The organism is Bacillus sp. LL01, assembly GCF_001037965.1.
The window spans coordinates 1-9526 of the sequence record NZ_LFEL01000050.1; the positions used below are offsets into that span (position 1 = coordinate 1).

The 9526-nt window shown below is 37.3% G+C and carries 12 protein-coding genes and 1 pseudogene; 12 read left to right on the plus strand and 1 reads right to left on the minus strand.

Going from position 1 to position 9526, the window contains the following annotated elements:
• The 10 genes from gvpN to gvpU (AB685_RS23450) all read left to right on the plus strand — a co-directional run.
• Window positions 1-790 (plus strand): gas vesicle protein GvpN (gene gvpN / locus AB685_RS23400; RefSeq protein WP_047972987.1); only part of this gene is annotated, 790 nt, incomplete at its 5' end.
• Window positions 791-807: 17 nt separating this feature from the next.
• Window positions 808-1575, plus strand: a complete 768-nt coding sequence (locus AB685_RS23405) for a GvpL/GvpF family gas vesicle protein (RefSeq protein ID WP_047972988.1) — start codon at window positions 808-810, stop codon at window positions 1573-1575.
• Window positions 1575-1829, plus strand: a complete 255-nt coding sequence (locus AB685_RS23410; protein WP_047972989.1) for a gas vesicle protein GvpG — start codon at window positions 1575-1577, stop codon at window positions 1827-1829. The genes AB685_RS23405 and AB685_RS23410 overlap by 1 nt, the downstream gene beginning before the upstream one ends.
• Window positions 1830-1838: 9 nt before the next feature.
• Complete coding sequence (locus AB685_RS23415; protein ID WP_047972990.1) at window positions 1839-2645, plus strand: GvpL/GvpF family gas vesicle protein; 807 nt, start codon at window positions 1839-1841, stop codon at window positions 2643-2645.
• Between the two features lie 16 nt (window positions 2646-2661).
• Window positions 2662-2937, plus strand: coding sequence for a gas vesicle protein (locus AB685_RS23420; protein ID WP_047972991.1), 276 nt, complete (start codon window positions 2662-2664; stop codon window positions 2935-2937).
• Entirely contained in the window at window positions 2903-3187 is a 285-nt protein-coding gene (locus AB685_RS23425; RefSeq protein ID WP_047972992.1) for a gas vesicle protein K, read from the plus strand. Before AB685_RS23420 ends, AB685_RS23425 begins: the two co-directional genes overlap by 35 nt.
• Before the next feature lie 26 nt (window positions 3188-3213).
• On the plus strand, window positions 3214-3546 hold the full coding sequence (locus tag AB685_RS23430) for a gas vesicle protein (protein ID WP_047972993.1): 333 nt from the start codon (window positions 3214-3216) through the stop codon (window positions 3544-3546).
• Between the two features lie 15 nt (window positions 3547-3561).
• Entirely contained in the window at window positions 3562-4440 is an 879-nt protein-coding gene (locus tag AB685_RS23435; RefSeq protein ID WP_047972994.1) for a YtxH domain-containing protein, read from the plus strand.
• A gap of 18 nt (window positions 4441-4458) precedes the next feature.
• Complete coding sequence (gvpU, locus tag AB685_RS31825; protein ID WP_198530574.1) at window positions 4459-5397, plus strand: gas vesicle accessory protein GvpU; 939 nt, start codon at window positions 4459-4461, stop codon at window positions 5395-5397.
• Between the two features lie 47 nt (window positions 5398-5444).
• Window positions 5445-5840 (plus strand): gas vesicle accessory protein GvpU, encoded by a 396-nt coding sequence (gene gvpU / locus AB685_RS23450; RefSeq protein WP_047972995.1) that lies wholly within the window; start codon window positions 5445-5447, stop codon window positions 5838-5840.
• A gap of 50 nt (window positions 5841-5890) precedes the next feature.
• On the opposite strand, the gene AB685_RS23455 is transcribed toward gvpU (AB685_RS23450), so the two are convergent.
• A complete protein-coding gene (locus tag AB685_RS23455; RefSeq protein WP_047972996.1) occupies window positions 5891-6673 on the minus strand; it encodes a PAS domain-containing protein in 783 nt (260 codons plus the stop codon).
• A gap of 216 nt (window positions 6674-6889) precedes the next feature.
• On the opposite strand from AB685_RS23455, the gene AB685_RS23460 reads away from it, so the two are divergent.
• Together AB685_RS23460 and AB685_RS23465 are read left to right on the plus strand one after the other, a co-directional pair.
• Window positions 6890-8920: a catalase gene (locus AB685_RS23460; RefSeq protein WP_047972997.1), complete on the plus strand. Its 2031-nt coding sequence runs from the start codon at window positions 6890-6892 to the stop codon at window positions 8918-8920.
• A gap of 313 nt (window positions 8921-9233) precedes the next feature.
• Window positions 9234-9526: pseudogene (locus AB685_RS23465) on the plus strand (glutathione ABC transporter substrate-binding protein); the annotation flags it as partial.

The following is a 9526-nucleotide window of genomic DNA, read 5'->3' on the forward strand; positions in this document are numbered from 1 at the left end:
ATCAGGGGCAGGAAAAACCTCTCTAGCACTAGCTTTAGCGAAAAAGCGAAAAAAGCCTATCATGCTAATTCATGGAAATCATGAGTTGAATAATAGTGATTTGATTGGTGACTTTACTGGCTACACAAGTAAAAAGATGGTGGATAACTATATTCGTTCTGTTTATAAAAAGGATGAAAGTGTGAGTGAGACCTGGAAAGATGGACGTTTACTTGAAGCGGTGAAAAATGGATACACACTTGTATATGATGAATTTACGAGATCAAAGCCTAATACTAATAATATCTTTCTATCCATTTTAGAGGAACGTATTTTACCTTTATACGGTTCTAAAAAAACGGAACCATTCGTAAAGGTTCATCCTGATTTCTCGGTTATTTTTACGAGTAATCCTGAAGAGTATGCTGGGGTCTATCAAACACAAGATGCATTGCTTGATCGCTTAATTACAATTTTCGTTGATTATAAAGATGTTGATCGCGAAACATTGATCGTTTCCGAAAAAACCGATGTGACCGAGAATCAAGCTAAAGCGATTACGACTCTTGTTTCAACTTTACGAAATCAATGCAAGGATGATAGCGGTCCTAGCTTACGAGCCTCTTTAATGATTGCCAAGCTAGCTACAGACCAAGACACCCCCATAGATGGAGCAAATGAAGAATTTAAACGTCTGTGTATCGATATATTAGGTCATCAAGTAAGTCGATGTATAGAGGATGATCAGCCAGTAGAAAAAGCAAAAGAACTAATAACCAGAGCACTAAAAAGCATGAAGGCGACTGATTGATGAAGGAGAGCTAAATGATGAGTCAAGAAGAGAAAATGGGTATTTATATTTTTTGTGGAATTCAAACCGATTCAGATGACGATTTGGGTGAGATTGAAATAGAAGGTGAAAAATGTGACCTTTTTACAATCCGCTATAAAGATGCAGGGATGGTGGCAACTCGTGCTCCTATGAAGATCTATCACCCTAATAAAGAGAATTTGATGATGCATCAAAATGCCGTTTCCCTTGTGATGAAGCAAAAGGACACAGTTATTCCTGTTAGTTTTGGTAATGTATTTCAATCCACTGAAGATGTGGCAGTATTACTTGAAAATCTGTACCCACAGTTTACAAAGCTGTTTCCAGAAATCAAAGGAAAAATTGAAGTCGGACTGAAAGTGATCGGAAAAAAAGGATGGCTAGAATCACAAGTAAGGGAAAACGCTGAGCTTGATCAAATGGCCCAAAAGGTAAAAGGCAAATCCGAAGCAGCTAGCTACTATGAAAGAATCAAGATAGGTGGCGCGGCGCAAGAATTTATGAATTCTCTTCAAAAAGAAGTGAAAGAGGAGATATTCACTCCTTTAAATGAAGGAGCAGAAGCGGCAAAGGCTAATGATCCAATTGGTGAAACAATGCTCTTAAATGCCTCGTTCCTCATTGACCGCGACAAAGAAGAAGAGTTTGATCAAATGGTTAATGCGGTACATGAACATTGGAAGGATAAAGTTGAATTTAACTATACAGGTCCATGGCCAGCGTATAATTTTGTAAATATTAGGCTTAAGGTTGAGGAGAGCTAATGATTCACAAACTAGTTTCAGCGCCGATTAACCTTGTCATAAAAATTGGGGAAAAGGTAAAAGAAGAGGCTGATAAAGAGCTATATGATCTTAACACCATTCAGCAAAAGCTTATTCAACTACAAATGATGTATGAACTCGGCGAAATTCCAGAAGAAGCTTATAAAGCGAAAGAGGAAGAGTTAATTACACGATATGAAGTGGCTAAACGGCTTGAAATAGAGCAGTGGGAGCAGATGACTAAAAAGAGGTGAGGGTAGAAGATGGGCGATCTAATCTATTTATACGGCTTAGTCCCAACAAATGAAGCGACCAATCAATCGTTTCCATCTTTTAAAGGATTTGATGATGTAGGGGATATTTACACGATTCCTATCGAGAATATTACAGCAATTGTGTGCAATCTGAACGCCAATGAGTATTCAGAAGAAAGTATTAAAGACCGAATTAATGACGATATGGAATGGCTCCAAGAAAAAGCCTTCCATCATCATGAAACGGTTATGAAACTATCAAAATTATTCACAATTATTCCATTGAAGTTTTGTACCTTATATAAAAATCAAGATAGTTTAAAAAACACAGTCCATGCAAATGAATCTAAAATGATGAATACATTTGACTTGCTTGCTGGAAATGAAGAATGGAATTTGAAGTTGTATTGTGATGATCAGTTGTTAAAAGAACAAGTGAGTYAGAACAATCCTACGATTGAAGCTAAGAGAGCTGAAATTAGTGAGTTGCCAAGAGGGAAACAATTCTTTGAAAAGAAAAAAATCGATAAGCTTATTGAAAATGAGCTTGAAGAAGAAAAAAATCGTGTTAGTGAAGCGATTCATGCTCATCTTCAAACCTTTGTACTTCAAGGGAATGTAAAGAAAAATTGGAGTAAAGATGTAACAGGTAAGAAAGAAAATATGACGTGGAATGGCGTATACCTTATTTCTAAATCTGAGGTAGAGTCCTTTCTAGAGCAAATCCAGCAATATGAAAAGGAAATGAAAGAAATGRGTTGGCAGTTTGAAGCATCTGGTCCTTGGCCAGCATACCATTTTTCTAGCTTTTCATAAGTGAGGATGAAGATATATGTCGCTTAGAGAATCGGTTGAAAATAAAGACATCGCATTGATTGATATTTTAGATGTCATTCTTGACAAAGGTGTAGCGATTAAGGCTGATTTAGTTATATCAATTGCTGGGGTCGATTTGGTGTATTTAGATTTAAGAGTGTTAATTGCCTCTGTTGAATCGCTTGTACAAGCCCAACAAGAACAACACCATCCAGTCTCTTCAGCAAATTTTGATCAACAAAGGGAGGAGTTAATTGATGCAACCGGCCAACCCAACAAGTGGAAGAATTAACTTAGATCCTGATAAGGCGGAGCATGGTTTGGCACAGCTTGTTCTCACTGTTATAGAGCTATTAAGACAAATCGTAGAAAGACATGCAATGAGAAGAGTCGAGGGCGGCACCTTATCAGATGAGCAAGTTGAGAACCTTGGTGAAGCTTTAATGAATCTAGAAGAAAAAATGGAAGAGTTAAAAGAAATCTTTGGTCTTGATGCAGAAGACTTAAATATTGATCTGGGTCCTTTAGGAAGTTTACTTTAATCCAAACAGATCAAGGGGGACTTTAAATGTCAGTCGAGCATTCTATGCAATCAAGTACGATTGTAGATGTTTTAGAGAAGATACTAGATAAGGGTGTCGTAATTGCTGGAGATATTACTGTAGGAATTGCAGATGTAGAGTTATTAACCATTAAAATTCGATTAATTGTAGCTTCAGTAGATAAAGCAAAAGAGATTGGAATGGATTGGTGGGAAACAGATCCATATTTAAGCTCTAAAGCGGTCGGTAATGATACGAAAGCTCTCGAGGAAGAAAATAAAAGATTACAAGAAAGATTGGAAGCTCTTGAGAAAAAGACGGGTACCAATCGCTTAAACTCAACAGAATTTAACTACTAATAGGAGGTTTTTATCATGGCAGAAGATAAAAAAGTGGAAAATCAAACAGAAGAGAAAGATACAAATCAGGAGACAAGTTCAAGCGGTAGTCCAATTAAACGTTCAATTGCTGGAGGATTGCTTGGAGCTACAGTAGGATATTTAGCAACACCAGAAAATGCGAAGAGAATTAAAGATAGCATCGATAGTGAAAAGCYTAAAAGTAAAGGTACTGATTTGGGTCAAATGGCTAAAGATAAGTCTAAAAAGGCTACAGATTCACTAAAAAATTCAGCGATGAGCTTGTTTAATCAGAACAAAGATGACTCAGATGAAGATTCTGACAATGCGCAAGAAGAAGCTGGAGAAAACGATGAAAATACAGAGCCAGAAAACAATGATGACTATGAATCATTAAAAGAAGAAAATGACAACTTACATGATCGCTTAGGTCGTTTAGAAGAGATGCTGACAAAATTAACGCAAAGCAATGATGAAGTAGCTGCTTCAAATGACCAAGAGGATGAAGACGAAGAAGAAATGAAGGACGAAGGCGACACAGAAGAAAAGGAAGATGACTCAAAGGACGAAGATGAGTCAGAAGATAAAGAAGAAGATACTGAATCAGAAGACAAAGAGCAAGAAGATAATGAAGAAAAAGAAGATGACTCAAAGAATAACGATGAAGATGAGTCAGATAACAAAGAAGAAAAAGAAGATACTGAGTCAGAAGATGATAAAGAAGAAGATGATTCAAAAGAGGACGACAAAAAAGAAGATTCGAAGAAAAAAAGCACAGGCAATAAAAATGGAAAATCAACAAGAAGAAAACGTAACACAAGTAAGAAAACATCAAAGTCAAAGTCACAAAATGATGACACAACTCTCTCAAGCGATGATGATACTTCTTCATAATGAAGGGAGGAAGACCTAATGAGTGAGGAACATAAAGAAGTAGGCGATAGCATTCTGCAGTTTTTGGTACGTGCAGCTAACAAAGAAAATTTCAATGTAGAGCTCACTTTAAATGTCGGAGGTGCCATTGTTACTGGAACAATGGTTTCGGCAAAGGACTACTTTTCATCCCTTAGTGAACGATTTGAAGGCGGGAATGAAGTTGCTGATATATTGAGTGAACAGTTTGCTAAAGCTGGAGAAGCTGTTGATACAAAAGAAGATTCAAAAGCCCAATTTATTCACATGAAAGAGGCTCAAGTCTATTGTGGAGATAGTAACCCAACCCCTTCTAAGGGKGAGGTTCTCTGGAGAGGAAAGCTAAGTGCAGTAGATGGTTTCTTTATAGGCGCAGCCTCAAGTGGTGAAAATGAGACATCTGAATCTGATGAAAATAGCGCAGATGAGCGTTTAGACCATTTAGAAGAATCAATTGGCGAGTTAGTGGATGAGAACGAGGAAAAGGTAAAGGAAGACGAAGAAGCTGGCGAAGAAAAAGCAGAAGACGAAGAAGCTGGCGAAGAAAAAGCAGAAGWCGAAGAAGCTAGCGAAGAGAAAGCAGAAGACGAAGAAGCTAGCGAAGAGAAAGCAGAAGACGAAGAAGCTGACGAAGAAAAAGCAGAAGACGAAGAAGCTAGCGAAGAGAGAGCAGAAGACGAAGAAGCTGACGAAGAAAAAGCAGAAGACGAAGAAGCTAGCGAAGAGAAAGCAGAAGACGAAGAAGCTGACGAAGAAAAAGCAGAAGACGAAGAAGCTGACGAAGAAAAAGCAGAAGACGAAGAAGCTGACGAAGAAAAAGCAGAAGACGAAGAAGCTGACGAAGAGAAAAACAAACGAAAATCCAGAAGTAAAAAAGCTAAAGCCAAAACCACTTCAAGTAAAACGAAAGCTAAAAAAGCCCCAGAGAAGAAGGATTAGTTCACTTTAGTCCTCTTCTACTAGAGGGATAGAGAGGAGATGTGATTATGAGTGATGAGGTAAGTGCACGAAAAGACAGTATACTTCAGTTTTTTGTGCAAGCAGCCAATAAGCATAGTTTCTCTTTAGATATCACATTAAACGTCAAAGGTTCTCTCATATCAGGAACTCTGGTTTCTGCGAAAGAGTATTTAGATGAACTTAATGAATCGTTTGAAGGTGGAAATGAGGTAGCTCAAAAGGTGAGTAACGAACTCTCTAAAGCGAGCGAAGAAGCCGAGAGCGGTAGCCCGCCTGAAGTCTCTTTTATTCACATGAAGCATACAAAAGTGTTTATCGGTGATAGTAAATCTACTCCTTCAACTGGGAAGATTATTTGGAGAGGCAAATTAAGTGAAGTAGATGGCTTCTTCTTAGGAAAAATCACAGATAGTAGTGAGTAAAGAAAAATGAGCAAACGTGTTTATACGGTTGCTCATTTTTATCTATCAATTTAATTTTTATCAGTTAAATTGGTTGAATACCCTTTTTTCTTTAGTAAATAGGTTGATGCCTGTTTAAAGGTGCCGAATGTTTTTGCCCCTGTTTTTACTTTTCGGGTAACCAGCTCTCTTATCAGAGGAATTTGAAAGCCTACATAAAGAGGTTCTGCTCCTACTAGCACAATGGTTTCTGAAATCGTGGCAATTTGGTTAATAATTCGCTCATTATCTTCAAACAACATACTACTAAAATCGAATACGACATACTCTGTCCCTAAAGTAGAGCACTCTAGTAATAATTTTTGTTGTAGCTTTTCAAAACGTTCGGAATCATAAGTCCCGATGAGCGGAACTAACAGTGAATGTTCCACTGCCATTGGAAGTATCGGTGTGCTAATCTCTTCAATTAACTTTTGCTTTTTTTGATTTTCTTCTTCTTCTTCCGTAATATCATTCCACGTTAAAATATAGCCGGTCTTTTCTTCTTGCTCATTTATTAAATGCGTTACTTTTAATTCTGCAGAATATCTTCCATATAGTTTGATTCTTGAGTGGTAAGGAAGATGGTTTTCTAGAATAGCCTTCTGAAGTCCAAAATTCGCATGAAAGATAGATAGGTTCTTTCCAATCAGTTCAGTTGAATCTGASACGATAAGCTCTTTTATTTGATCAATTAACTGGTGTGCTGCCTTGTTCATCCAGATTAATTCAAAGTCATTATTTGCTATAAAAATGTTCTCACCAATACAATCTAAAACTGACATCGTTTCATTTTGAATAATGACAGTAGCCATTTGGCATCTTACTCCTCTATTAGAATTTCACTCATACTCATCTTTGTATTATAACAAATAGAATGAAAAATTTATATCTCTCTTCTTTCCATTAGTAGGTAGGGAATTTACAAATTGAAATAAAATCCAACTAATAGGCTTTGATCTTGTTTTATGAATCATTATCATGGGTAAAGTCTAAGGTGTAATTTTTTTCATATTAAGGGAGGAATATTCATGAGTAATGAAATGAAAAATAAGAAGGATCAGCAGCTAGAATCCTATCGTGTAAAAGATGAAGGCAAGAAGCTGACAACTAACCAAGGATTAAAAGTTTCAGAGGATGAATTTTCCCTTAAAGCAGGAGATCGTGGTCCTACTTTAATGGAGGATTTTCATTTTCGTGAAAAAATGACTCATTTTGACCATGAAAGAATCCCTGAGAGGATTGTCCATGCTAGAGGTTTTGCTGCTCATGGTGAATTTGAAGTTTATGAATCAGCAAAAGAATTTACGAAGGCAAAATTTTTACAAGATCCTTCGGTTAAGACGCCTGTGTTTGTCAGGTTCTCTACAGTTGCTGGCTCTAAGGGTTCTGCTGAAACCGTACGCGATGCTCGCGGGTTTGCAACGAAATTTTATACAGAAGAAGGTAACTATGATTTAGTTGGTAACAACATCCCAGTTTTCTTTATCCAAGATGCAATCAAATTTCCGGATTTAGTCCATGCACTCAAACCAGAACCTCACAATGAAATACCTCAAGCCCAATCTGCACATGATACTTTTTGGGATTTTATAGCTAACAATCAAGAATCTGCTCATATGGTGATGTGGGCGATGTCTGATCGATCGATTCCACGTAGCTTCAGAATGATGGAAGGGTTTGGAGTTCATACATTCCGTTTCGTTAATGAAGAAGGTAAGGCTCATTTTGTTAAATTTCATTGGAAACCTGTACTTGGCATTCATTCTCTAGTTTGGGATGAAGCTCAAAAAGTAGCAGGAAAAGACCCTGATTTTCATCGTAGAGACTTGTGGGAATCCATTGAAAATGGAGATTTTCCTGAGTATGAACTAGGTGTCCAGCTTATTAGTGAAGAAGATGAATTTGCTTTTGATTTTGATGTACTTGACCCTACAAAAATATGGCCAGAAGAAGATGTACCAGTCAAGATCATTGGGAAGATGACACTGAATCGAAATGTAGATAATGTTTTTGCTGAAACAGAGCAAGTTGCATTTCACCCAGGGCATGTGGTGCCAGGTATCGATTTTACAAATGATCCCTTGCTACAAGGACGTTTGTTTTCTTACACAGATACACAACTAATTCGTCTTGGCGGACCTAATTTTCATGAGCTCCCTATTAATAGACCAGTGTGTCCGTTTCACAATAATCAACGAGATGGTTATGGTCGTCAAACAATTAATAAAGGACAAGTGAGCTATCATAAAAACTCTATTGCCGCTAATACCCCTGCAGCAGCAAGTGAAGAAGAGGGAGGCTATGTCCATTACCAAGAGAAAGTAGAAGGACGTAAAGTGCGTACGAGAAGCGAGAGCTTTAAAGACCATTTCTCCCAAGCGAAACTATTTTGGAATAGTATGAGTGAGGTTGAAAAGAATCATATCGTTGAAGCGTTCAGCTTTGAACTTGGAAAAGTTCAGAATAAGTCTGTGCAACAACAGGTTATAGACATGTTTGCTAATGTCACACTTGATCTAGCTAAGCCAGTTGCAGAAGCGATTGGTGCAAGTTCCCCAGCGGAGGGTGGTTCTAAGGTAGATAAGGTTTCACCAGCTCTCAGCCAAGAAAATTCAGTTAAGAAGCCAGATACTCGTAAAGTAGGTGTCATTCTTGATCAAGACTTTAATGGTAGTGAAGTAAAAGCGGTATTGGATGAACTAAAAATTCAAGGAATCCAACCGGRGTTTGTTAGTGATAAATTAGGTGTGAAAAAGGGAGCAGATGGTATTGAGTTTGAAATCGATCACACTTTCTTAACGGGTGAATCAGTATTGTTTGATGCTTTATATGTAGTTGGTGGTAAAAATCCTGAGCAATCCTTTAAAGAGGATGCCATTTACTTCATAAAAGAAGCTTTCTCTCACTTTAAACCAATTGGAGCCACTCATGGCGGTACATCTTGGTTAGAAGAAGTGAAAATAGTTGAGAAGCAAGGTGTGGTAACAGGTAAAGACATGAAAGTATTTAGTCAAAACTTTGCAGGAGCCATTGCTGAACATCGACATTGGAATCGTTAATAAAGGAACATTGTACGTAGAGAGGGGACACCCTCTCTTTTTTATTTTGTCTTTATGATAATAACTTAAGTGAAAAAATTATTATTAAATAGTTTCATTTTAACCTTTATGTATAAAATTATTGCTTTTACCAGGTGGATATATACACTTTAGTTTGATTTGCGAAACGCCATGAGTAAAAATTCAATTATTTAGTGGTTAATAGTTTCTAAAAATAATAAAAAAATATAATTTTCTGTTAATAGTGTTTACAATTGTGTAACAATATAGTAGTTTTGTATGTGTGCAAAAGACTATTTTAGAGGAGGATGTCATGATTAAAAGTGAATTTTTGAGAGCTGGCGTATGTTCAATTGCTATGGCGCTTGCACTTGTAGGGTGTGCAAGTGAACCATCATCTAATGGTAATACTACAGAGGGTGTAGATGAAGGGGTAAGCAATGAGGGCGGCAATCTTGTTGTCGCTGTTTTATCTGATGCTACATCACTTGATCCACACACATCTAGTGATGTTCCGAGTGGAAATGTCCAATCAAATATTTATCAAACATTAGTTAAGTACAACACAGATATGGAGCTTGAACCCCTTCTTGCTGAGGAATGGAC